The following is a 22,738-nucleotide window of genomic DNA, read 5'->3' on the forward strand; positions in this document are numbered from 1 at the left end:
TGTTCAAAAATAAAGAAAAATTTGGAATATCCATAGGTGTCAAGTATTATTGTATCGAATTGATACAATGATGGTACTTTAACACTTGTAAACATGAAAAAAATAATATTACTGGCTTGCGGAGCGGTACTTTCCGGTGCTGCGCTGATGTCATTAACCAATCCTGTTGCTTCCAAAAGTATTTTACAAAGTTCGCTTCTTATTACCAGAAATGGTGTCACTTTCAGAGATTTGAATAAAAACGGGAAACTTGATATTTATGAGGATGAAAAGCAACCCGTAGAAGCAAGGGTTACAGATTTATTATCTCAGATGAATGTGGAGGAAAAAGCTGGAATGATGTTTATCAATGGTACTTTAATCAATGAAGACGGAAGTATTGAAAAGAAACCCGATGCCAAAGGATTTGCTGCAATGCTGCCTTCAGCAATTGAGTTGATTGACAACCGTAAAATGAACCATTTTAACTACTGGCAGGTTCCGGCCACTAAAGAAATGGCGATTGGCTATAATGCTATTCAAAAGCATGCTGAAATGAGTCGTTTGGGTATACCTGTTACAATCGCTTCAGATCCGCGACATTATTTTAGTAACAATATTTTTACCATGTCTGCTAATTCTTTTTCGCAATGGCCTGAGCAACTGGGTTTTGCGGCGATAGGAGATGAAAAGCTGATGAAGGAGTTCGGTGATATTGCCCGTCAGGAATACCTGGCTGTAGGGATTCGTGAGGCATTGCATCCAATGGCCGATCTGGCTACAGAACCTCGCTGGCCAAGGGTAAGCGGTACTTTTGGCGAAGATGCAAAACTTTCTGCCAGAATGGTGAAAGCTTATATATTAGGTTTTCAGGGGGCAAATCTCGGTAAAAACAGTGTAGCTTGTATGACCAAGCATTTTTCAGGAGGAGGCCCTCAGAAAGAGGGACTTGACCCTCACTTCGAGTTTCAGAAAGGACAGATCTATCCCGGAAAAATGTTTAACTATCATTTAATTCCTTTTGAGGCAGCATTTGAAGCAAAAACCGCGGCAATTATGCCTTATTACGGAGTACCGACAGACCAGACTACTGAAAATGTGGCCTTTGGTTTTAACAAAGACATTATTACAAAATTACTTCGTGAAAAATATAAATATGACGGGATTGTTTGTACCGACTGGGGTTTGATTACCGATACGCACATGGGACCAGTTGTCTGGCCTGCACGGGCATGGGGTGTTGAAAATCTTAGTGAGGAAGATAGAGTAAGAAAAGTCATTGAAGCTGGCTGCGATCAGTTTGGAGGAGAAAACAGACCGGAACTGGTTGTGAAACTGGTAAAAGATGGCAAAATTTCCGAAAATCGTATAGATCAATCCGTTAGAAGGCTGCTTCGTCAGAAGTTTATATTAGGCCTGTTTGATAATCCGTTTGTAGATGTTGAGAAAGCCAGTCAGATTGTAGGGAGAGCGGATTTTAAAAAACTGGGAGAGGCAACACAACGCAGAGCGATGACTTTACTGAAGAACGATAATAACCTTTTGCCATTGAAATCTGGGGCTTTGAAAATCTACGTTAAGAATGTAGATGCAAAGGTCGCTGCGCAGTATGGAACAGTTGTTGACAATCCTAAGGATGCTGATATTGCCGTTATTCGGGTAAATACACCCTGGGTTCCGGTTGAAACGCAGAACTTTTTTGCCAAAGGATTTCACCACGGAGATCTGGACTTTAAAGGAAAAGAGAAAGAAGATATTTTACAGTTGTGTGCTGCTGTTCCTACCATCGTTGATATTTACCTTGACCGCCCGGCTGTTATTCCTGAAATCAGTGCAAAGGCAAAAGGATTGCTGGCTAATTTCGGCGCAAGTGATGCGGCATTACTGGATGTTATTTTCGGTAAAGCAAAACCTGAAGGTAAATTACCATTTGAGCTGCCTTCTTCGATGGAGGCGGTGAAAAACCAGAAGGAAGATACCCCTTACGATTCAAAAGATCCATTGTATAAATTTGGATTTGGCCTGAACTACAAATGATGAATACTGAGTCCGATTAATAATATGCCTCAAAATACCGCCGACTGGATCAGAAACTTCAGTCGGCGTTGAGGTTGAGAAAAGATTAGCGATTGCCCTTACAACCAATTATATCCTATGAATATGAAAATTAAACAACTACTTATCTTTTTAATGTTATTGTCGTTAAGGCAGGTTTCACCGGTTTCACCGGCACAGAAACTGCCTTCCGGCCCCCAGGTGCTGACCTTCTTTTCAGACATTGATGATTCTGAGCAGCCTTATGGTTTGTATTTACCAAAGAATTTTAACCCTGCTAAAAAATACCCTTTTGTGATGATGCTTCATGGAGCCGGGTCTAATCATCGCCTGGATCTAAAAAGGGTTTTCGGAAAAACAAATGCACCGGGAGAAACTGACGTAGAGACGTCGAGATATTTTCCTGAATTAAAAGATGTGGACTACATCGTAGCAGCTCCTTTGGCCAGAGGTACACTTGGCTATCAGGGAATTACTGAAAAAGATGTGATGGACGTATTGGCCGATGTGAAAAAGAGGTTTTTAATTGATGAAGACCGGACTTATCTTACAGGCCTCTCAATGGGTGGTGGCGGAACACTCTGGATCGGTCTGACTCATCCTGATATTTGGGCGGCAATAGCTCCGGTTTGTCCTGCACCGCCGGCAGGTACGATAGAGCTGGCGCCCAATGCTTTAAATTTTCCGGTTCATTTTTTTCACGGAGATGCTGATCCTGTGGTTCCGATTGCCGGAACCAGGGAATGGGTAAAAAAACTGAAAGAATCAGGCACAAATGTGGAATCGATTGAATACCCTGGTGTACAGCACAATAGCTGGGAGAATGCCTACAAAGATGCCAGTATTTTTGATTGGTTCGGAAAGTTCAGAAGAAACCGTTTCCCTGATCAGGTGCGTTTCAATACTACTCAATACAAGCATAATTCAGCATATTGGGTAAGACTGGATGAATTTACCCCCGGAACTTTAGCGGGAATAGATGCGAAATTCACTACAGGAAATGACTTAAATATTTCAGCCAGTCATTTGAATGCTTTTACCCTGAATCTGGCAGGGCATCCGAAATTTAACGCTGGCTCTGGTCTTCAGCTGACTATCAACGGAGAGAAACTGAAAGCGAAGAGTAGTGATACCTATTCATTTTCAAATAAGAATGGTAAATGGGAGCAAATTAACTTTCAGGCTTCAGTTTCTTCAAAAAGACCGGGAGCAGAAGGGCCTGTTAATGAGGCTTTTGCCAGCAGACATGTATATGTGTACGGAACTGCAGGAAACCCGAGTGCTGAAGAACTTAGAAATAGAGCTGAAATTGCCAATAAAGCGGCAAACTGGTCTTCTACCAAAGATTTCAACGGAAGAAGTATCTTTTTGTTTCCAAGGGTTGTAGCTGATAAAGACCTGAGAGCCAGTGATCTTGAAGGAGCTAACCTGATTTTATTTGGTACCGCAGAAACAAATCTGATTATTCAGAAATACAGTGACAGATTACCTGTAGAATTGAAAAGTGCTGCTACCGGGGAGTATGGATTGGTTTATACTTTTCCGGTTGACGGGCATTATGTTGTGGTAAGCTCGGGATTACCTTACTGGAGTGGTTTTGAAGTGCAGGGGCTGGCAAGTCTTTATCCGATTCAGGCTTCATCAATTGCTTTCCTTAAGGACTTTTTATTGTTCAGAAATTCTCAGAAAACGAAAGTTCTGGAAGGAAACTTTGACAATAACTGGAAATTAAACAGTGCAGATGCAAAGGCAATGACTGATTCCGGTGTGTTAAATGTTAAATGATATAAGTGTTTGTGAATGAGGAGTTTGTTTTATGTTTTTCAATACTATCAAGCATTATTTCCTATGAAAATACAAACTATGATTACTTTAGGTTTTATGGTTGCCGGAATGACTCTGCATGTGCAGGGGCAATCCGGCAAACTACCTGAAGAGAACCGTTTTACAAAAACTGTTCTGGCAGAAAAATTTGATGAACCTATGGAAATGACCTTCCTGAATGATGGCCGTATCCTGTTTATCGAACGAAAAGGCGGATTAAAAGCCTACAACCCGAAAACGAAGGAAGTAAGTCTGATCGCAACTATTCCGGTAAATACCAAATATACCAACAGAGAAGGACAGGTAAGGGAAGCGGAGGAAGGCTTGATGGGCCTTATCGCTGATCCGGAATATGCCAGAAATCATTGGATTTACATGTATTATGCAGATCCGACAGAGAAAAAACATGTTTTAGCCAGATGGGAACTGAAGGGAGAAGAACTGATAGAAAGCTCAAAAAAGATTATTCTGGAAGTTGGAACACAGCGGGAGGAATGCTGTCATACCGGAGGAGGAATGACTTTCGATAAAGTAGGGAATCTTTATCTTACTGTGGGAAATAATACCAGTAACAGTAATTCAGACGGATATGCCCCGCTTGATGAAAGAGAAGGCCAAAGTAGCTGGGATGACCAGCGCGGAGCATCCAATACCAACGATTTAAGAGGGAAAATCCTCCGGATTAAACCAAATGCCGATGGAACTTATGCGATTCCGAAAGGAAATCTATTTCCGGAAGGAACCCCAAAAACCAGACCTGAAATCTATACTATGGGGCACAGAAATCCCTGGAGACCAACCATCGATAGTAAAACGGGGTATTTATATTGGGGAGAAGTAGGCCCGGATGCTTCAGATGATTCGGATCGTGGCCCAAGAGGATATGATGAATTTAACCAGGCGAAAGGCCCGGGGTATTTTGGCTGGCCTTATTTTATCGGGGATAATAAAGCCTATCCGCATTACGACTTTGCTGCTAAAAAAACAGGAGAAAAGAATAATCCTGAAAGGCCTGTCAATCATTCTCCCAACAATACCGGATTAACTGAATTGCCACCTGCACAAAAAGCTATGATTTGGTATCCTTATGGTACTTCTGAAGAATTTCCTTTGCTAGGTAGCTCCGGAAGAAGTGCTACGGGAGGTCCGGTTTTCAGAAAAGCTGATTTTGCAAATGCCAAAAGAGCATTTCCGGATTATTATGAAGGGAAATGGCTGGCTGTAGATTTTATGAGAGGCTGGATTATTGCCGTAACGATGGATGAAAAAGGTGACTATAAATCTATGGAACGTTTTCTTCCGAACGAGAATTTCAGTAGTGCAATTGATATGGATTTCAGTCCTGAGGGAGATTTGTATGTGCTTGAATACGGAAGTGCCTGGTTTAAGGGGAATGACAATGCCAGATTGGTTAAAATTGAATACAATGCCGGAAACCGGAAACCGATTGTAGAAGCCAAAGCAGATAAAACCGCAGGAGCAATTCCTTTTAAAGTTAGGTTTTCATCAGAAGGAACGAAGGATTATGATGAAGATCCTTTGAAATATGAATGGAAAATTACGTCGAAAACAGGCTATCTGAAAACCTCAAATGAAGCGAATCCGGTTATTAATTTTGATAAAGCCGGAACATATAAGGTGAGTCTTACGGTGACCGACTCAAAAGGGGCAAAAAATAGTAAAAATCTTGAAATAAAAGCCGGAAACGAAGCACCGGTTATTGCTTTTGAAGTTACAAAAGGTAATAAATCCTTCTTTTTCCCGAATCAGACAATTGACTATAAAGTGAAAGTAAGTGACAAAGAGGATGGAAGTCTGGAAAACGGGAAAATTTCTGCGGGTCAGGTTGCCGTAAATATTGACTATATGCCGGATACTTTTGATCCGATTGAAATAGCGTCAAATTATCGTGGTACAGATGCTTCGGCACGTTTTAATACCGGATTTAAACTGATTGGTCTGAATGACTGTAAATCCTGCCATATTATAGACCGCAGATCAGTTGGGCCGAGTTATCGCGAAATTGCCCAGAAGTACAGAAATGATGAATCTGCTCTTGAGAAATTGTCGAAAAAAGTCATTGCCGGTGGGGGTGGCGTATGGGGAGATCATGCTATGAGTGCTCACCCGCAACTTTCTCCGAATGATGCTAATCTGATGGTAAAATACATCCTGAACCTCGGAGAAAAACCCCTTCAGGCCAAGTCATTACCTGTAAGCGGGAGCCATGTTACTAAAATACCGGATGGAGAAAACGGCAAAGGAAGTTATGTGTTAAGAGCAGCTTATACTGACAGAGGTACAAAATCTCTTTCTCCGTTGTTTTCAGAAACGATAGTACAACTTCGTAATCCGGATGTAGATCCTGCAAAAGCTGATAAGAAGAAAGGAACTCAATTGTTAATTACTCCGACTAAATCTTTCAGCCTGATTGGCAATGAGTCATATATCGGATTTGACAAACTGGATCTTTCCGGTATCTCTCAGCTTGATTTTTTGGTACAGGCAATGGCAAGAGTGGGTGCTTCCGGAGGCATAATTGAAGCAAGAATTGATTCTCCCGAAGGAAAATTAATAGGTCAGTCTGCAATGGTAGAAGTGAAAAACCCAAGTTTCCCAGCTTCTCTTCCTGCGGCAGATACAAAGAAAACAGATGCACCCAAACCTAAGCCGGCACAAGCTCCTGCATTTGACTTTAATGCGATGATTCGCAGGATGTCTCAGCAGATTTCTCTGAAAATTGAACCAACGGAGGGTATTCATGATTTGTATTTTGTGTTTAAAAACCCTAAAGCGGAAACCAATCAGATTTTGATGCAGGTCGTTAACATTCAATTTAAAAATTAAATTTCAGAAATATAAAACATTAAAATACAGTTATTTATATAGCTATAACTCAGATTCTAAAATTAAAAAAATATGCTGGACAGAAGACGTTTTATTAAAAATTCAAGTGCTTTGGCATTCGGAGGAATGCTCCTGCCAAATCAGCTGAAATCCCTCCTGGGAAGAACTTCAGCTCAACCCGTTGGGGTGCAGTTGTTCACTGCTATGTCGATAATTGATAAGGACCTGAATGGTACTTTACAGAAAATAGCCTCAATCGGTTATCAGGAACTGGAATCTGCTTTCAGCATGAAAGGCGGTTATTATGGCTTAAAACCAAAAGAGTTTGCAGATTTAGCCAAAAGCTTTGGATTATCCTGGAAATCACACCATGTATTGGGTGCTCCGTTTAAAATGCCTGCCGGAGGAGCCGGAGGCGGACAGTTTGCCAAGACTGCAATCCCAAAACTTCCACCGATGAAAACCCTTTTGACCGATCATCAGCAATTGGTAGATGAAGCGGCAGAAGGTGGTGTAGAATACCTTGTATGTGCCAGTACGCCCATCAAAACGTTGGATGAGATAAAAACATCTATGGAAGTATTACAGAAAACAGGAGAGGCTTGCAAAAAGGCAGGAATTGTTTTTGCTTATCATAATCACAGTGCGGAATTTGAAAAAGTTGAAGGGCAAATTCCATATGATTTGTTCACCTCGCAAATTTCTTCCGACATTCTGAAATTTGAACTTGATCTGGCCTGGGTTATTAAAGCAGGAATTAATCCGGTGGATTTGTTCAAAAAACATCCCGGACGTTTTCCACTCTGGCACGTAAAAGACCTGAGCAAAGGCACTAATATTCCGGTAGAAATAGGTACAGGGTATCTTGATTTCAAACCAATTTTTGAAAATGCTTCTACTTCCGGAATGAAACATTTCTTTGTAGAGCAGGACGGAGCACCATCTCCGCTGGAGAATATTACCACCAGTTTCAATAATCTGAAAAAGATTATTGGGTAAATATTGATTGGTTTATTTAGGAATAAGAGGTTATTTCAGAATGAAATTCTGAAATAACCTCTTATTCTACAATGGATTAAATAATGCTAGTGCTGTATCAATATCTTTTTCGATTGAAACACATTATCTCCACGTAAAGTATATAGATAGAGGCCATTTCGTAAATCTGTTGCATTCACTGAAACCTTGTATGTACCCTTTTCATGGTATTTTTCCGGAACAATTGTTTTTATATGCTCTCCCATTACATTTGCTAAACTTATACTTGCTAATCCGTCTGTAGTTACGGAATAGGAAATTATAAATTCTCCATTAACAACCGGATTGGGTGACGCAGATAGAATGGATATTTCATCAGATTTGAATTCTGTTATTTCTGCATTCTCTGAAGCCATTCTGGCAGCGGAGCATCCCGCCAGATATGCTTTGAATACCGCCTGATTGCTTACTTTAAAGCCTTGTTGTAATTTTATTTGATTACCCGCTTTATAAGTTATGTTGGTTGTATTTCCAGAAATTTGACTGGTTGAAAATATATTACTTGAAGATTGAAAAAGTTGTGTTCCAGAGTTTATGGAAGTTGTTAAGGTTAAAGTGGATGGACAACGTAAATTTTGAGCACATAATACTGCCCCATGTGCGTCTACACGTCCACTTCCTAATTTACCTGCAAAACCAGAATTATTGGCATCTATATTTAATGCTGAATTTCTAAGGCAAGTTTCACATTGGTCACGAGTAAGGTTTGGATTAATAGAATACATCAATCCAACAATTCCAGCAACTAAAGGAGAAGCCATAGATGTTCCATCCCAAGAAGCGTAGCTATTAGAAGGTAATGTACTATAAATACTTTCACCGGGTGCTGATATATCTATCCATGATCCATAATTTGAAAACGAACTTTTAACATCAGTAAATCCTGTACTTGCTACTGATATAACATTCGTAAACCCAGCTGGAATGGTTAGATTTGACGTGTTGTCGTTTCCAGCAGCTACAACAAGCACACACCCGTTTTGAATTGCAAAATTGATAACATCTCTTTGAGTTGGATAGGAAGAGTCAACACTACCTCCATCGGCTATTGAAGTAGGAGCGCGCCAAGAACAATTTATAACTTTTGCACCATTTTGTGCGGCCCAGGTAATACCCTCATAACCAAAACTAATCGTTGTAGTGCCGTCGGTATCTTTTGCAGTTTTAACAGGCATAACTTTTATATTATAGCCAATAGATGCAATTCCAAAGCTATTATTAGTTTGGGCTCCAACGATTCCAGCAACATGGGTGCCATGATTCATTGCAGTATTTGATGGAATTGTATTATTATCCCCATCAGCTACATCCCGACCTCCTACCACATTATTAACTAGGTCTAGATGACTTGTGTCTATTGCATTATCAACCACTGCTACGATAACAGATGGATTACCAATTGTTATACCCCATGCTTGCATTGCGTTCACTTTATACAATGCCCATTGACCGGTACCTGTCTGTGAATTTGCACCTATATCATTAGGAGTTACACCTGTCGAAAACATCTGTACTTTTTCAACATATTCAACATCTGCATACGTTTTTGCTAAAGCTATAAAAGCATCCGTTTGATTTGGATTTGCTAATTTGATTCTTACGATTTTTGAAATTCTCAAGGCTGCCGCCGCAACTTGGCTATTCGCTGATGTGATACCCGTTTTAACATCGCCATTATAAAAACTTCGCGTTATGTTTTGTATTTTAAATGTTTGACTGAGTGCATTAAGAAAAGATACACTTGACAAACTAACACTAGTTGTTGTTCCTAATGAAATAGTACTATTGTCTCGAATTTTAAGATAAACTTCTCCATTTACATATTGAGGGCTTATCTGAGCAATTGAGATAACGCTTGAAAACATAAAACATAACACACTTAATTTTATTTTAACATGTATATTATTCTTTCTCATATCAAAATTATTTTATTCTTTCTGAATTGATTCCACTTCCAAATAATCAGGGCCTCCATCAACAGGATAACCATTCCTTTTTTTTCCAACTACTCTAACTTGCTGATTCAAAAAATTATCTAAGTTAACATTAGAACTTGAAAGAGCGTAAATGTGTTCTTTTTGACTTTTATCTTTTGTCAGATAATGAGAACCATATTGATAAGTAGTAATACCAGCCTTTTGAAGAAATCCAACAACTACTATATTGTTGTCGGGGCTCATATTATTTTTTTTGCATGAAACACAAGAAACAATAAAGCTAATAACCAAATACCAAATTGTCTTTTTCATATACATCAATGTTTATATTTAATAGTTCTTTTTTCCAAAGATTTGATTCTTTTCTCCTGGGCAATAATGTAGAGCGTCAATTCCTCTACTTTTTGTAATAATTTGGATTCTATTTCACCTACTTTTATACCATTTTTCACCACTTCTTCAGCAGATACTATTTCAGGTAAATGACCGTTTTGTTTGATAAATTTCTCTACCTCAATCAACGAACGTAATTTGTAGTTTCTGGCAAAGACAAAATCTGACCAGTTGGAAGTATTTTTTGCACCAATAGTAAGAGCCTCAGTAAGAATACCTCCTGCAACATATAATTTATAAGTAGCAGGAAAAGAAGTAATACCGGTACCAATAATTACACCACCTGTATTAGAATTGATAATATTGTTATTGCCTGCATCTCCCCAATATGAAGATGTTGCTGTGATAGGTACTAAAACAACATTCCCTGAAGCATCAACACTAAGAGCTTTACCATTGGAAGTTACAGTAGTGGAAGCACTTGTAAGATTTGTGAATTTTAATCCCGCACTTCCTGTTGTTCCGGTTGTGATTTCTAATTTGGCAGTAGGAGATGTTGTACCTATACCAACATTTACCCCGAAAGATCCGATGCCACCGAGAACCAAACTATTGCTGGTTCCGACCAATGCATTATAACCAATAGCAGTGGCATTAGTTAAGCCACCGACACCTGCCGAAGCCTTCCTTCCTATCAGCGTTAGTCCGGTACCAGAAGTAAGACTAGTACTGCCATCCGCTATAAACTTTCCAGATTCTCCTCCTACAAGTGTATTATCATTACCATTTATGGATAACCCTGCTGATCCACCTAATGCAGTATTGTATAATCCGGTAGTATTATCTCTTAAAGATGAGGCTCCAATTGCTGTATTGTAGTAACCTGTAGTAGTTTTATTTCCGGAAAAAGCGCCAGTAAATGAATTGCTGCCACCAGTTGAATATACACCCGCCTGATATCCTGTAAATGTATTTTGAGAGGCTGTTTGATTGTAATAACCCGCCTGATATCCCAGATTTGTATTTTGGCTACCTGTAGTGTTACTATAACCGGAATTGTAGCCAAAATTTGCATTGTTACTACCTGTTTGGTTTGCACCGGTTCCATAATAAGTTGTTTGGCCTTTTACATTTTGTACAGAAATAATACTTAGTAAAGACATTGATAAAGCTTGAAGAACTCGTTTCATTATTTTCAATTTTACGATTTAGCCACTATTGCAGGTCGTGACATTACCTTTCTGATAACTTTAGAAAGGGCTTTAAACAATTGGTAACAGTCTTAGTATAGATACCAGTACTATTCGCTATTATTTGCTGATACCTGGTTATTATTTGCAAAATCAGGCATCAAATAAGTGCGGGCTATTGCTTTTCATTTCTAAAGCAATGGTCAATAGGGGTATCAGTTATTTTTAGAAATAGATTTTGACTAAATACCACAAGATGAGTAGAAGGCAGCTCAATGAAAAAATTTGGAGGGTTGATTTAATTTGTTTCATTCCATGAAATTTTAGAAATATTGAGTGGTATATGTGATGCCAATATTGAATTGGGAAATGGAAAAATGAAAGGACTGAATATTTCGGCACTTGAAGGGTTTTAACAGTAGAAGAGATGACCACAAATAAAAAAGGAATCTATTATATGGCTTCATCAAAATAGAAGTAGAAATGCAAAATTGACATTTTAGAAAGCTATAATAACTCAATAACTTTCCAATATCTTTAATAATTCTTCTTTCCTACGAATTGATACCGGAATCTCTTTCCCTGAGCCATTTTTTGCAGTTTTTAAAATTACAGTATTTCTATTGCTGAATAACACAACATAGTCGATATTGATGATATAGGATTGATGTATTCGTATAAATAATTCTCCGGGCAATATAGTAGCGTATTCTTTTAGAGGCTTAGAAGAAACAAGCTTGCTGCCGTCCTTCAAATAAAAAGTAGTATAACCCCCATCAGCTTCGCAGTATAATAATTCATTTAAAGGAATGATATGTAACCCGGTTCTGCTTCTAAAGGTTATTTTTAGTAGTCTATTTTCGAAATCCTTAGTAGAAGTTGGATGTTTTACAAGGTTTGCCGGCTGTAATCTCGCTTTTTCAATGGCAAGAGTAAACTTAGCCTGACTTATTGGTTTCAACAAATACTCTAAGGCCTCTGTTTCTTGTATTTTTAATACATCCTGCTCATTATCAATAATAAAAATAATTTTAAAAGCTGAATCAGGAAATTCCTCTAATAATTCAAAACCTGTTTTGTCACCTATGTTTATACTTAAGAATAATAAATCAGGTTGAGTATTCTTAATCATTACTTTAGCCTCCGCAAGGCTGCTGCACTCACCTAATAGTACTACATCTTTGCAAGTCGATAAAAATAATTTCAAAATATTGTGAACTGCTGGTTCTTCATTTATAATAAGGGTACGCATATTGTAGAATATTTAAGAAATGCAGAATTAAGAACTATTGTTAATTTTTATTTTTCATAGATGTTTAGAGTTGAATTTTACTTTGCTGGCTGCGATTCCACACATTGCCAGCAAAGTAAATTTTCAATTTTAACCAATTCCTGTTTCCCTCAGTACTTTTTTATAAGCAAGTGGTATATAAGAAAATGAAATGAATTCTTTTTTTAATTTGGATTTTGAATACTGAGACATTTCTTTAAAGAGATCTTCTTGAAATATTTCATATCCATTCTCTGCAATTTCATAAGCGAATCCATTTTGTTGTTGAATGCTGGAGAACACCCAACCAAGCAAAAAATCTCTTTTAGACAGATTTTCATCTTTGAAATTATTGATGTAGGTCATTTCCCCCCAGCCTGGAGATGTTTTTCCGACAGCATTAAATAGCTTTCTTAGCGGGAGGGAACGGAATACATTATTTAATCTATTTTCGGAAATCCTCTGAGAACCTTTTATTACAAGGTCTGAAAGCCAGAATTTCTTTGTGTTTTCCATATGGCATAGAATGCTGTGAAGTTTATCTTCTCCTTTGTAGGCATCCATTAAGCCGGGTTCAAATTCTGCTACAAGTATGTTTTTTGTCAGCTCATCTCCAAGGCTTTTGAAAAGCCTAAGGTCGATGCCTTGGGAGTCAGATTTAAACCAATCTACTTTTTGTATATTTAATTCTTTTAATACACTTGGAAGATCAATGGTTCTTATTTTTGCTATTCTGTCAACATTGAAGAGAGGAGCAAATGACCAGTCTTGAAGACTATCTGGGTCCGGAGCTAACAGGCTCGAGCAATGAGGAGATTTTGTAAGATAAAAATCGGATTCAGAAGTTTTTTTATCACTAACGATACAGTTGTAAATATAAAGTTTTTTGAAATTTTTCGATTCTTCTTTCACATGTCCGAAATCCCTGTCATCAGCATCAAAGGCAATGCAAATGGAATATTTTGCAATACTTTTCCACGATTTATGAATTTTTCCTGATGCCCCAATGTCTATCAGAATGGGAGGTTCCTGTTGTATTTCCGGTTGATTTAATACTTTGTCTATCATAATTATTGTAAGTTGTTTATAGGTATAAAGAAAATTAAAATCAAGTCTCGCAATAATAATTGGCCAGACTTGATTCCCATAATGGTATTTACTCCTATGAGACTGGTACTTCTCATACCTTCTGCATTGAAATCAGAGTATGCACTAAAGAAAATATGAATTAACTTCTGGTATTTGGAATCTGCGATCGAAGGTACTTGACTGCGTAGAAAGTTTACAAATTTTGATGGGGAATAAGTCTTTTCTGTATTGAAAAAAGACTTATTTGCTAATAGTCACTTTATTTTATTGATTTTAATCAATAAAATAAAGTGACTATCTGTAAAATATAAATTGTAGCTTTATTTTTATTGGAAAGGATGTGAAGGGAAAAGTATCTGTGACACATTCTGTCTGTAGTCTTTTTGACTACGGATAATCTATGAAAAAAAGTGTCTGTGACACGGCATGAACGTGTAAATATATCGTCCCATTCTACCACTGAAATTGTAATGAAGTGAACTCCATGCCGGTCATCAATCTTATGCATTCTATCTGACGTGAAATCTAAAGATTATTTCATGTTCGCCGCGTCAAAGACGCTCTTATTCCTTTATAATCCGTAGAGCCCTGCGGAACTCTACGGATAGATTAAGTCTGTTTATAATCCATAGAGCCTTTTAAAACTCTATGGATAAAAATAACGAGCAAATACTTTTATTAAACTAATCTGACATCTAATAAGTTTTGTGCAAACTTATGCAAAGCATTTTCAATCTTCTGTACTGTTATTACTGATGCGTTTCTTTTGCCGGATGCATAATGTCTCACCTGGCTTTCATTTAGCCCGGCCAATTCTGTAATTTTATTAATTTTAATTGCTTCGTAAGCTTTGAAGAAATCTACCAGATAGTATTTATTAACAAAATGTATCTGATCAAGGCTGAGATTTTTCCACTCGGCTTTTTCCTTTCCTTCGTGCTGAATGTAGTCAGCAACCTGTTTTTTTAATTCGTCTACAATAGCCATTTCAGTATCAGCCATCGTTGAAAGTAAGAAGTCGTCGGTTTCTATCCATCCTGAGAAACCATTCTCACCCTTTTCGATAATAATTTCTAAATCTTTCATTATTGGAGGATTATTATAGTTAAGGGCCTGATATTATAGCTTAGACTAATAACAAAACTATTTAAGCCCTGCCTTTTTTAAAATTGAGTTCAATAAGCCGGCACACCCTGTCCGTAGTCAAATAGACTACGGAAAAGCTATGGAAAAAGTGTCAGTGACACGGCAAGTACAGAGAATATTATTTGCTCTTTATCCACTATGCCGGAGACATTATTGATCATTTAGGTTTACATTTTATCCCTCAATTTCTCAACCTGTTTTAATGTCAGGCCGGTATATTTTATGATATTTTCGATTGAAATACCATCCTTTAATTGTTTCAAAGCTACTTCTTTCTTTGCAGCTAATTCCGCATTTTTTTGTGCTTTGGCGAGCTTTTCTTCTGCTTCCTGACGATTTTGCTCTATGGTGTACCGAAGCATTTCCATTTCCAGATTGAATTCCTCCTGTTTTTTAAAGGTCAGGTCAAAAGAGGTCTCTTTTGCTATTTTGTCCAGTAAACCTACCTCCAAATAGCTCAGATAGCTTGTTTCGGTGATAATGAGGTGGTCTAAAACAGGCACATTAATAAACTTTCCTATAGCCATCATTCTGTCGGTAACATAATTATCGCCCTCGGAAGGTTCGGTTTCACCACTCGGATGATTGTGTACAAGAATGATTTGAACAGCCCTTTTCTGTAACGCAAAACTAAATACTTCCATTGGCTCCACCAGCGTACTGTTTACCGTACCAAGGCTGATGAGTTCGATCATGAGAATACGATTGTTGTTGGCCAGACAAACAATCCAGAAATGTTCTTTATTCCGGCCTATTTTGTTCTCACGCATGAGAATCTGTTGCATGATCCTAACCAGATCTTCGCAGTTCAATACTTTTATCTTTTGCTCTGTAGAAAGTTTGACATTCATAGTTGAAAAAATCAATTGTTAATCCGATAAAAGTAAGGATTTTTTTTCAGTATTGATAAAGTGTTGAGGAAACGGTTTCAGGTTTACCATGTTTGTCTCTCAGATCACAACGATAATTTTATTCCCGCATTTTCCTGATCCACAAGTAAACAGACCAGATGACGGTTATACCAAAAACGACAAGAACGGGTATGAAATAATTATAGAAGAAATCGTGAAAATAAGTTCCTACCAGAATATACGCAGAAGCAATGCACAGTTTTAATATGATAAATTCAGCATTAGACCAGCTTGTTTTTATTTTGAAGAAGTTCATAAAATTTTGGTTTATTTTATCATGTTTACAAAAAATGCTCTGCGGGTGGCACAGAGCATTCGGAGAATATCATTTTCTTGCTAGAAAAGCATTTCATTCGGAGGTTTGATTCCTTTTAATCGGATGTAAACCGTTGCTTGTCCGCGGTGGTGAGTCTGATGTTCAAAGCATTTTGCAAAGCCTTGTTCTTTGCTGAGATCCTGACCTGCAAATTTTACCATTTCCTGCATTTTAGCCGCATCCATACTTTTGAGGGCATTGATAACAAAATCATAGCTATCCATTACCATTTTTGTGGTAGCAGCTTTCGACTTATCTGCCATTTTCTCTGCACCACCTCTTTCGATCGGGCTTGGAATACCGCTAAGCATAGCCGAAAATCCATAATTCGCATCAGCAAGGTGAAGCATTTGTTCTGCAAATGACCTGATTTCAGGAGTAGGCTTAAAGCTATACCCGTCTTCCGGCATTACGTCAAGATATTGTTTTGTGTACGCTTTTGCACGTTCCCATTCTTTAATCGTCTGCTCAATTGTTAAGGCTTTAGCAGTGTTTTGGATTAAAAGAAACGTCATCATTAATCCGAGTAAAAAAGGTAGTTTTTTCATATGTAAAATCTGTTTTGAAATTGATTTTCAATCATTTAAAGGTATTTGTTTTTGAACAATTATCAAATGCCGTTTACTGTTTTTCTTTTGCTTCTCCTATGTTTGTGTAATAAATATAATTTAAGTGATGAAGGGAGAGAGTAGAGTTTGCTTTAAATAGCCTCATGGTATATTCAAGAAAAGAAACTGCTTACTCTTCTTTAACTTTTAGAGTTGAACAGAATGTAAGGAATTTACTCATCATAATGGGTCTTATTTTTGGCTACAACCCCAGAACTTTTTTGCATTTATTCAACTGTAATACGTTTCTTTAAGCCATAGACTTACCTTTACCAATAATATCAGTACAGGAACTTCTACCAGAGGTCCAATTACGCCTACAAATGCCTGAGGTGAATGGATTCCGAATACTGCGATTGCCACTGCGATAGCTAATTCAAAATTATTCCCTGTTGCAGTAAAAGCAATTGCTGCATTTTTGTCGTAAGGAACATTCAAAGATTTATTGACAAAAAAGCTTACGAAAAACATTAGTACAAAGTAGATAATTAACGGTATAGCTACCTTTGCCACATCCTTAGGCAACTCTACTATTTTATCACCTTTCAGGCTGAACATCAATACTATGGTAAACAGTAATGCGTATAATGTAATTGGAGATATTTTTGGTACAAATTTATGGTTATACCATTCTACACCTTTTGATTTTACAAGCAGGTAACGGCTTAGGAAACCTGTTAAGAAAGGAATACCTAAATAAATTAATACGCTTTCTGTTACGTCTTTTATAGATACGCATACATTGAAATTTGCTAATTCTAATTTACTTGGTAGGACATTGATAAATAGCCAAACTAAGAAACTATAATTGAAGACCTGAAAAATGCTATTTAATGCGACTAATAAAGCGGCGTATTCTCTGTTGCCTTTTGCTAAGTCATTCCATACAATTACCATTGCAATACATCTTGCCAAACCTATTAATATCAAGCCTATCATATAATCCGGCTCATTTCTTAAAAATAAAATGGCTAATATGAACATTAGAACCGGACCGATAATCCAGTTTAATAATAAGGAAATAGTGATTACTTTTTTATCTCTAAATGCTATAGGTAACAATGAATAATCCACTTTTGCCAATGGTGGATACATCATGAGTACCAAACCTATTGCTAACGGAATATTTGTCGTGCCAATGGATAAAGAATTTGTAATATTGGAAAAATCCGGAAAAAAATGCCCTAAGCTAGTGCCAATTATCATAGCAACGAATATCCATAACGAGAGATAACGATCAAGAAATTTTAATTTTGGCTGCATTGTTTAAGTATTGATTTTCGAAAAGATGTAAAACATTTCCGTTGCTATTTGTAAGCTCCTTCCCAAATACACCTCGGTCTGCTCAGAAGTATTATCTGAAATTTTAGGATCATCGAATGTAACGGGAATTCTTTTTTCAGCACCTGCAATAAATGGACATCCACCGTCAGCCTGTGAACAGGTCATTATAGCTGCAAAAGCAGATGCAGGATTGAAAGGACTGTCATACTTTTTTGAAAATCCAATTATGGGCAAGGAATTATCACTATATTTTATGGCATATATGGGGTTATTGCCTTCATCAATTTTGAAAATATTAAAACCCTGATTGGATAAAGTTTCTGCTACTTTAGGGAATAATGCCGTTTCTTCGGTGCCACCAGAATAACAAATCACATTCTGAACACCGAAATAAGAAGCTGCGACTTGTGCCCAAACCTGTGATAGATGGCTTCTGCGCGAATTATGGGTACAAATGAAATTGATATTTATTTCCTGCTTATTATCTGTTTTTTGCTGTACAAAATCTATCAGCGGTTGTAATATGGTTTTACGTTCTTCGCTGATGTTTTGGAAATTGATAACCTTGTTTATTGTTTCGACTAAATTGTTATACATTTTGATTGAGTTTTAGTGTTTAGCAACATCCCGAATTAGGTGTACAACAAGCGTTGTTCTGTTCCGATAATTTTACTTTTTGTTTTTCGGCCGGAATACCGCAGGCATCACTTGCCAGACAAGCGGTTTGTTTGTTGGTTAGTACAAAGTAGTTTCCATTAAAATCCAAATCGTACTTACCGATTGTTTCGCTCTGGTATTCTACCTCTATTTCAGCATCTTCAATACCTAATTTTTCTTCAGATAGTTTAATGATGTTTAATAGTTTGGCTGGTTTTAATCGATGCTCAAAGTCGTTGGCATTCCATAATTGAAAATTGACAACTTTTTCATTTCGGATAGTTCCGCCACAATCAATAAAGCGTTTTGTAATAACTCCAATTTCTGTTACATGGAAGTGTTCCGGTACAAATGTTTCATTCTCTAGTTGAAATTCAACATTTTCTAATGTTGGTAGGATTCCTTTGATTTCTGATAATTTCATAATAACTAAATTTAAAAATGATAAAAAAATCACGCTGAAAGAAATATCGTTACATAGCAATATAACGATATTAAAATAAAAAAAATACAATTAACAGCACTGGTTTACTTTTACATCCTGATTGAAAAAGGTATTAAATTCCTCTTGAAAATCTTTCCATGCTTTCTCTTCAATACAATAACAAACTGATTTTCCTTCTATTGAGCCTTGAATAATTCCAATGCTTTTTAATTCTTTTAGATGTTGTGAAATAGTTGCCTGTGCTAAACCTAATTCTTCAACCAGATCGTTACAAATACACGCTTTTTGGTTGATAATATATTGTAAGATTGCTATTCTAGCAGGATGTCCTAAAACTTTAAGCAATGATGCCAATTTGTTTTGTTCATCTTTATAAATTTCCGTTTTTGTAACTCCCATTTCTATACTTATATATATCGCAATATTACGATATTGAATTTAAATACAAAAGGATTTCTTTTTTTTATTCAGGAAGTTCAATAAAAAAGTTTTCAAATTCAATTAAAAAGCGTTAAAAAGATTTGGATCATAACACCGGATTTTTTTTATCAATACAAAGACGAGGCATGGTATCCTCTGAATGACAACATAGATTCGGGACGGGAAAAATTATTAAAATAACATACCATTAGCTGGTATATTTTTCAGAAAAAAATTAACTTTTAATCCTGAAAATGCTGATATTCAAAATATTATTTACAACACCCGAATCCGATGAGTTCCGGGTGTGACTTTAACGGTCTGGTCTTTATATTTCTCAAAAACATACATTTATATCTATCCAAAAACAATGAGTAAAGCAGAAGAATTATTTCATAAAATAGCCGCTGACATTTCTGATGCTTCAGAAGGAAAAATGTTTGGTGCAATGTGTATTAAAGCACCAAACGGTAAGGCCTTGGCTATGTTTTATCATGAAGACATGATTTTTAAACTGGAAGGAGAAACCTTGAATGAAACACTGAGCCTGGATGGTGCAAAGTTGTTTGACCCTATGGGTGGAAGACCGATGGGCGGTTGGGTTCAATTATCGTATGATTATGCCGAAAAATGGCCTTCTTTGGCAGAAAATGCTTTTAATTATGTAAAAAATCTGAAAAAATAAATCTAACAGTCTCAATAAACTTACAAAAACATGGAAAAGTTAAGCAGCAACACAAACGCTTTGAATTGGTTTGAAATTCCGGCCACAGATTCAGCAAGGGCTAAGAAATTTTATGAGTCGCTCTTTGAAATAGAAATGGCCAGCTCAGAAATGATGGGAATGGAAATGACGTTTTTTACTTCTCCTGAGGAAGAAAACGGGAAAGTGTCGGGAGCTTTGGTAAAGAGTCAATATCATATACCATCAACAGAAGGTGCGGTCGTTTATTTAAATGCCAACCCTGAAATTCAGAAGGTGATAGACAGAATCGAACCTAACGGAGGAAAAGTTATTATGCCTAAAACAAAGATTAGCGATGAAATAGGTTACATGGCTTTTTTTATTGATTCTGAAGGAAATCGTGTAGCACTTCATGCCGGAAATTAATTGAGGTTTAGAAAATACAAAAGCGTTATTGATTTTCACCAATAACGCTTTTGTATGCTTTATGCGTCTTACATTTTAGGTTAATTCAACAGAATCTCGTCTACAAACAACCAACCCGGTTTATTTGGCTGATTGCCCCAGGATGGCTCCTTTTTGACACTCACCGCAACAAGTTTTAAATATTCCACATTACTTTTCGGGAAATTACAGACTGACATAAAACTAAAAGCGCTCTGTCCTTTTACCGGAGCATTCGGTTTGATCGTTTTGAGCAATTTCAAATGATTTTTGTCTTTACCACCCCAAACCTGAACTTCGACAGGAGGATAAATTTCACTGCCTAAATTACTGAGAAAATGAAAAGATACAGTCTGCAGCTCTATTGGTTTTAAGAACTGCATCTTTACTTCCATATCTTTATTCTGAAATCCCAGCCATTTACCATCGTTGTGAACGATATTTCCTACATAACCATTAATCAGGGTTTTCACACCATCATCCCCGCTGTATTTTTCAACCGCAGGCTCTTCTAAAGCTATACTGTCAGGTTTATACGAACTTTTGTAAAAATTATAGACAATAGAATCGCTGCCATACCAGCTTTTCTTATAGGCTTTTGCTTTGAATAAAGTTGTTTGATTTAAGACTAATTCTTTCCTGAAAACAGGAGACTTTACGCTGTCAGGATTTGAACCGTCAAGCGTATAGCGAATCTCAACACCCGGAATCGGATGTTTGAGAACAAGGTGCATCGTATCTGAAAATACCATTGTTTTGTTAAGCACAATCGGAGTGTTCAGTTTCATAGGGCTCTTTCCGTCATCCTTATAACCTGCAATAAAGGCCATTTGAGAACCACTCTGTTTTTGTAATTGAGCGATATCCGTTACACTGAGACCGGTACTCCAGACAAAAACTTCACGAAGGCTTTTAATAGCTTTCAGTGCCTGAATACTTTTCAGGCTGACTTTTGTTCCGGAAACTGATAAACTTTTCAGGAATTTCAGATTGGTAAGGTGAGACAATCCTTCTCCGTTAATATCTGTGAAATTAAGGTTGAGTGTTCTTAAATTCTCAAACTGAGCGATTGTTTTGAGGTCTGCATCTTTCACCGGCATTTTGTTCAGATTCAGCTCTACAACTTGTTTTTTCAATTCCAGTAATTCCTCAAGCGCTTTGGAAGAATACTGGGTTTTGTTGTAAAAAGTAGCTTCCAAAGCAGGAGATTCCTGAGCTAATGGATAGATTACCCGATAGTTGTTACTGAGTTTTTCTATCGTTTTCTCATCAGCAGATGCAAAATCATAATGTTCTTCTTCCTTTTCAACAGGGACTAATATTTTAGCAGCTAATATTCTTAAAGTATCCTTTTCACTTAATTGCAGGACTTTCTTATTAAAAACAGCTCCTGATTTTATCCACCAGTAGATCAGGTCGGTTTCAATCTTGCTAAGCTGAGGTTTTCCGGCCACAGGCATATGTTTTTTATCTTCTTCCGGTAAATGAATTCTTTGAAGAATCAGGCTTTCATTGGGTTTTCCTGCCAGAAATAACTTTCCGGTTTTTCCACCTTTCAGGATGTTTTCAGGGGTATCGAGTAAAAGTCCGCCTTTGGCTTTTTCCGGATTATGGCAACTTTGACATTTTTTCTCCAGAATAGGTTTGATAACATGTGCGAAAACTTCAGCTTTATCAATCGAAACCATTTCTTCTGCTTTATGCGACATCAGAGGGGCAAAGATAAAATCTTCTCCATGCGTAATATTGGCACCCAGATGTCCGGCAATCATCAGACAGACCGCTGTAATAAGGGCTGAAATTTTGGCAAGGGATTCTTTGTACCATTTTTCATTTCTGTACCAATACACAAACGAAGCAATGAAGACAATGCCGATTCCTGTCCATTTATGCCAGAAAACTGTATCTCCGGTATATCCGCTTTCTTTTGAGAGCATCAGACCCATAATTACGGTTACTGAAGCAGATAGACTGCCCAGCAAAAGAAAATTTGAGGAAAAATTCCGGTAGTGTTCCTGAGAAATATTCTGAGGCCTGAACCTGAAAAATTCCATAAACATCGCTATAAGTAAAATAACGATCGGAAAATGGAGGAACATCGGGTGCATTCTGCCAACGGCTTGCAGCCAGTTTGGTAAAACAACCTTTTCCTGAAAAAAAACTAAAAAGAGTATAAATATATTGGAAGCAAATAATATGTTTTCTGCAACACTCTTTACTTTGAATTTCATCTAATTATCTTCGGTGGTTTTGGAGAAAA

20 protein-coding genes are annotated in these 22,738 nt (G+C 37.2%); 6 read left to right on the forward strand and 14 right to left on the reverse strand.

The window, feature by feature from the left end:
* The first annotated feature begins 93 nt into the window (after window positions 1-93).
* From BM179_RS15525 to BM179_RS15540, 4 genes are all read left to right on the forward strand, one after another.
* Complete coding sequence (locus BM179_RS15525; protein WP_092018073.1) at window positions 94-2,016, forward strand: glycoside hydrolase family 3 protein; 1,923 nt, start codon at window positions 94-96, stop codon at window positions 2,014-2,016.
* Between the two features lie 123 nt (window positions 2,017-2,139).
* Window positions 2,140-3,819: a carboxylesterase family protein gene (locus BM179_RS15530; protein WP_218159232.1), complete on the forward strand. Its 1,680-nt coding sequence runs from the start codon at window positions 2,140-2,142 to the stop codon at window positions 3,817-3,819.
* A 63-nt stretch (window positions 3,820-3,882) separates the two neighbouring features.
* Window positions 3,883-6,705: a PQQ-dependent sugar dehydrogenase gene (locus BM179_RS15535; protein WP_092018075.1), complete on the forward strand. Its 2,823-nt coding sequence runs from the start codon at window positions 3,883-3,885 to the stop codon at window positions 6,703-6,705.
* A 72-nt stretch (window positions 6,706-6,777) separates the two neighbouring features.
* On the forward strand, window positions 6,778-7,704 hold the full coding sequence (locus BM179_RS15540; protein ID WP_092018076.1) for a sugar phosphate isomerase/epimerase family protein: 927 nt from the start codon (window positions 6,778-6,780) through the stop codon (window positions 7,702-7,704).
* A gap of 86 nt (window positions 7,705-7,790) precedes the next feature.
* On the opposite strand, the gene BM179_RS15545 is transcribed toward BM179_RS15540, so the two are convergent.
* From BM179_RS15545 to BM179_RS15605, 13 genes are all read right to left on the reverse strand, one after another.
* Complete coding sequence (locus BM179_RS15545) at window positions 7,791-9,659, reverse strand: S8 family serine peptidase (RefSeq protein ID WP_092018077.1); 1,869 nt, start codon at window positions 9,657-9,659, stop codon at window positions 7,791-7,793.
* A gap of 12 nt (window positions 9,660-9,671) precedes the next feature.
* Window positions 9,672-9,992, reverse strand: a complete 321-nt coding sequence (locus BM179_RS15550) for a hypothetical protein (RefSeq protein WP_143095244.1) — start codon at window positions 9,990-9,992, stop codon at window positions 9,672-9,674.
* Window positions 9,993-9,997: 5 nt separating this feature from the next.
* The gene (locus BM179_RS15555) at window positions 9,998-11,203 is read right to left on the reverse strand and encodes a bZIP transcription factor (RefSeq protein ID WP_143095245.1); all 1,206 of its coding nucleotides are present in this window, start codon (window positions 11,201-11,203) and stop codon (window positions 9,998-10,000) included.
* Window positions 11,204-11,720: 517 nt separating this feature from the next.
* Window positions 11,721-12,455 carry a LytR/AlgR family response regulator transcription factor gene (locus tag BM179_RS15560; RefSeq protein WP_092018080.1) on the reverse strand — a complete coding sequence of 245 codons (735 nt, stop codon included), beginning with the start codon at window positions 12,453-12,455 and terminating at the stop codon, window positions 11,721-11,723.
* 129 nt (window positions 12,456-12,584) lie between these two features.
* Window positions 12,585-13,385 carry an FkbM family methyltransferase gene (locus BM179_RS15565; protein ID WP_143095246.1) on the reverse strand — a complete coding sequence of 267 codons (801 nt, stop codon included), beginning with the start codon at window positions 13,383-13,385 and terminating at the stop codon, window positions 12,585-12,587.
* Between the two features lie 855 nt (window positions 13,386-14,240).
* Window positions 14,241-14,648: a hypothetical protein gene (locus BM179_RS15570; RefSeq protein WP_092018082.1), complete on the reverse strand. Its 408-nt coding sequence runs from the start codon at window positions 14,646-14,648 to the stop codon at window positions 14,241-14,243.
* Window positions 14,649-14,875: 227 nt separating this feature from the next.
* Window positions 14,876-15,559 (reverse strand): JAB domain-containing protein, encoded by a 684-nt coding sequence (locus tag BM179_RS25850; protein ID WP_092018083.1) that lies wholly within the window; start codon window positions 15,557-15,559, stop codon window positions 14,876-14,878.
* A 118-nt stretch (window positions 15,560-15,677) separates the two neighbouring features.
* A complete protein-coding gene (locus BM179_RS15580) occupies window positions 15,678-15,875 on the reverse strand; it encodes a hypothetical protein (protein WP_092018084.1) in 198 nt (65 codons plus the stop codon).
* Between the two features lie 80 nt (window positions 15,876-15,955).
* Complete coding sequence (locus tag BM179_RS15585; RefSeq protein WP_092018085.1) at window positions 15,956-16,483, reverse strand: DinB family protein; 528 nt, start codon at window positions 16,481-16,483, stop codon at window positions 15,956-15,958.
* A 291-nt stretch (window positions 16,484-16,774) separates the two neighbouring features.
* Window positions 16,775-17,806 (reverse strand): ACR3 family arsenite efflux transporter, encoded by a 1,032-nt coding sequence (gene arsB / locus BM179_RS15590; protein ID WP_092018086.1) that lies wholly within the window; start codon window positions 17,804-17,806, stop codon window positions 16,775-16,777.
* A 3-nt stretch (window positions 17,807-17,809) separates the two neighbouring features.
* On the reverse strand, window positions 17,810-18,424 hold the full coding sequence (locus tag BM179_RS15595) for an arsenate-mycothiol transferase ArsC (RefSeq protein ID WP_092018087.1): 615 nt from the start codon (window positions 18,422-18,424) through the stop codon (window positions 17,810-17,812).
* 19 nt (window positions 18,425-18,443) lie between these two features.
* Window positions 18,444-18,908: a DUF6428 family protein gene (locus BM179_RS15600; RefSeq protein WP_092018088.1), complete on the reverse strand. Its 465-nt coding sequence runs from the start codon at window positions 18,906-18,908 to the stop codon at window positions 18,444-18,446.
* 90 nt (window positions 18,909-18,998) lie between these two features.
* Window positions 18,999-19,328: an ArsR/SmtB family transcription factor gene (locus BM179_RS15605; RefSeq protein WP_092018089.1), complete on the reverse strand. Its 330-nt coding sequence runs from the start codon at window positions 19,326-19,328 to the stop codon at window positions 18,999-19,001.
* A 391-nt stretch (window positions 19,329-19,719) separates the two neighbouring features.
* On the opposite strand from BM179_RS15605, the gene BM179_RS15610 reads away from it, so the two are divergent.
* Both BM179_RS15610 and BM179_RS15615 read left to right on the forward strand, forming a co-directional pair.
* Window positions 19,720-20,034, forward strand: a complete 315-nt coding sequence (locus BM179_RS15610; protein ID WP_092018090.1) for a hypothetical protein — start codon at window positions 19,720-19,722, stop codon at window positions 20,032-20,034.
* Between the two features lie 30 nt (window positions 20,035-20,064).
* On the forward strand, window positions 20,065-20,460 hold the full coding sequence (locus tag BM179_RS15615; RefSeq protein WP_092018091.1) for a VOC family protein: 396 nt from the start codon (window positions 20,065-20,067) through the stop codon (window positions 20,458-20,460).
* 80 nt (window positions 20,461-20,540) lie between these two features.
* Here the strand turns inward: BM179_RS15615 and BM179_RS15620 are convergent, their stop codons facing one another.
* Window positions 20,541-22,709, reverse strand: coding sequence for a c-type cytochrome domain-containing protein (locus BM179_RS15620; RefSeq protein ID WP_092018092.1), 2,169 nt, complete (start codon window positions 22,707-22,709; stop codon window positions 20,541-20,543).
* Between the last annotated feature and the right edge of the window lie 29 nt (window positions 22,710-22,738).

It is taken from the genome of Pseudarcicella hirudinis (assembly GCF_900115665.1).
Lineage (GTDB): Bacteria > Bacteroidota > Bacteroidia > Cytophagales > Spirosomataceae > Pseudarcicella > Pseudarcicella hirudinis.

Excerpts from the sequence above, each read along its gene's own strand:
- BM179_RS15525 (WP_092018073.1), top strand. The coding sequence starts at position 94 with ATGAAAAAAATAATATTACTGGCTTGCGGAGCGGTACTTTCCGGTGCT.
- BM179_RS15530 (WP_218159232.1), top strand. The coding sequence starts at position 2,140 with ATGAAAATTAAACAACTACTTATCTTTTTAATGTTATTGTCGTTAAGG.
- BM179_RS15535 (WP_092018075.1), top strand. The coding sequence starts at position 3,883 with ATGAAAATACAAACTATGATTACTTTAGGTTTTATGGTTGCCGGAATG.
- BM179_RS15540 (WP_092018076.1), top strand. The coding sequence starts at position 6,778 with ATGCTGGACAGAAGACGTTTTATTAAAAATTCAAGTGCTTTGGCATTC.
- BM179_RS15545 (WP_092018077.1), bottom strand. The coding sequence starts at position 9,659 with ATGAGAAAGAATAATATACATGTTAAAATAAAATTAAGTGTGTTATGT.
- BM179_RS15550 (WP_143095244.1), bottom strand. The coding sequence starts at position 9,992 with ATGAAAAAGACAATTTGGTATTTGGTTATTAGCTTTATTGTTTCTTGT.
- BM179_RS15555 (WP_143095245.1), bottom strand. The coding sequence starts at position 11,203 with ATGAAACGAGTTCTTCAAGCTTTATCAATGTCTTTACTAAGTATTATT.
- BM179_RS15560 (WP_092018080.1), bottom strand. The coding sequence starts at position 12,455 with ATGCGTACCCTTATTATAAATGAAGAACCAGCAGTTCACAATATTTTG.
- BM179_RS15570 (WP_092018082.1), bottom strand. The coding sequence starts at position 14,648 with ATGAAAGATTTAGAAATTATTATCGAAAAGGGTGAGAATGGTTTCTCA.
- BM179_RS25850 (WP_092018083.1), bottom strand. The coding sequence starts at position 15,559 with ATGAATGTCAAACTTTCTACAGAGCAAAAGATAAAAGTATTGAACTGC.
- BM179_RS15580 (WP_092018084.1), bottom strand. The coding sequence starts at position 15,875 with ATGAACTTCTTCAAAATAAAAACAAGCTGGTCTAATGCTGAATTTATC.
- BM179_RS15585 (WP_092018085.1), bottom strand. The coding sequence starts at position 16,483 with ATGAAAAAACTACCTTTTTTACTCGGATTAATGATGACGTTTCTTTTA.
- arsB (WP_092018086.1), bottom strand. The coding sequence starts at position 17,806 with ATGCAGCCAAAATTAAAATTTCTTGATCGTTATCTCTCGTTATGGATA.
- BM179_RS15595 (WP_092018087.1), bottom strand. The coding sequence starts at position 18,424 with ATGTATAACAATTTAGTCGAAACAATAAACAAGGTTATCAATTTCCAA.
- BM179_RS15600 (WP_092018088.1), bottom strand. The coding sequence starts at position 18,908 with ATGAAATTATCAGAAATCAAAGGAATCCTACCAACATTAGAAAATGTT.
- BM179_RS15605 (WP_092018089.1), bottom strand. The coding sequence starts at position 19,328 with ATGGGAGTTACAAAAACGGAAATTTATAAAGATGAACAAAACAAATTG.
- BM179_RS15610 (WP_092018090.1), top strand. The coding sequence starts at position 19,720 with ATGAGTAAAGCAGAAGAATTATTTCATAAAATAGCCGCTGACATTTCT.
- BM179_RS15615 (WP_092018091.1), top strand. The coding sequence starts at position 20,065 with ATGGAAAAGTTAAGCAGCAACACAAACGCTTTGAATTGGTTTGAAATT.
- BM179_RS15620 (WP_092018092.1), bottom strand. The coding sequence starts at position 22,709 with ATGAAATTCAAAGTAAAGAGTGTTGCAGAAAACATATTATTTGCTTCC.